General features: G+C 58.2%; 1 protein-coding gene. It reads left to right on the top strand.

The features are described from left to right. The coding region (locus FJ424_RS33350; RefSeq protein WP_140786399.1) for a calcium-binding protein at nt 1–1177 on the top strand (1177 nt) is incomplete at both ends.

Raw genomic sequence — 1177 nt, 5'->3', positions numbered from 1 at the left:
TGGGTGTATCCGCGACCGGATACACCAACACATGGATTGGTGGCTATCTCTGGCAGACAAGCAGCAACAGCCTGCTGAAGCTGATCGACGGGACCGGCTCCGACACGCTGTCGTTGGAAGGCGGCATCAAGGCGGATGACCTTACCTTCTCGTGGACCGGCGTAGGCGTGGACAATCTGCAGCTTACAATAGCGGGCGGTCCCGCTAGCGACAGCATCCGAATGGATCAGCAGAAGACTGGGGTTGCAAAGATAGAAAAGCTCCAGTTGGACGGCCTGGGCGCGATGAACTTCGTGGTTGCGAGTGCGGTTGACGCGACAGCGATTGGCTCCGTGAACGCCGACATTCTGTTCGGCCTAGGGAGTAATGACTACCTCAATGGCGATTACGGCAATGATATCCTCTATGGCGGCGCGGGCGATGACCAACTTGAGGGCGGGGACTCCGATGCCGGGAACGACACGTTGGTTGGCCAGACTGGCGACGATTATCTAAATGGTTGCGATGGCTCGGATACCTATATTTATCGGCCCGGCGACGGCAACGATATCATCCGGGACATGATTATGGTGGATACGAACGCCGCTGCGGATATCAATGCGGCGAATCAGGTGGGCGTGTCCGCCACGGGTATCGTCGACACATGGGTGAGCGGATACTACTGGCAGACCAGTACAAATTCCTTGCTGAAGGCCGTTTCCCAAACAGGGTCCGACACGCTCACGCTCACTGGCGGGATTGCGACCGACGACTTGTCGTTCTCCTGGACGGGTCCAAGGGGGGAGGATTTGGTCGTCACAATCGACGGCAATTCGGCTGGTGAAATAAACATCAGCCAGCAGGCGACGGTCTTTGCCAAGATCGAGAAGCTGCAGCTGGATGGCGTCGGCGCGCTCAATCTCGTCGTCGCGGGTTCCGCAGGCGCCACCGCGAACGGCTCCAGCGGGGCCGACTTTGTCTTCGGCGTGGCGGGCAACGAGATGCTAAACGGCAACGCCGGCAATGACATTCTAATGGGTGGCATAGGTAACGACACGCTGGTGGGCGGAGCTGGCAACGACCAGTATCATTTCAGAGCCGGAGACGGCTCCGACACAATCGTCGAATCCGGCGCCTACAATGACAATGACGAACTGGACTTTGGTACGGGCATCGATGCGAACGAGCTATGGTTTGC

The sequence above is a fragment of the Mesorhizobium sp. B3-1-8 genome, assembly GCF_006439495.1.
In the GTDB taxonomy this organism is placed as follows: domain Bacteria; phylum Pseudomonadota; class Alphaproteobacteria; order Rhizobiales; family Rhizobiaceae; genus Mesorhizobium.
The sequence above is the reverse complement of the archived record's forward strand: the minus strand, read 5'-3'. Positions and strand labels throughout refer to the sequence as shown.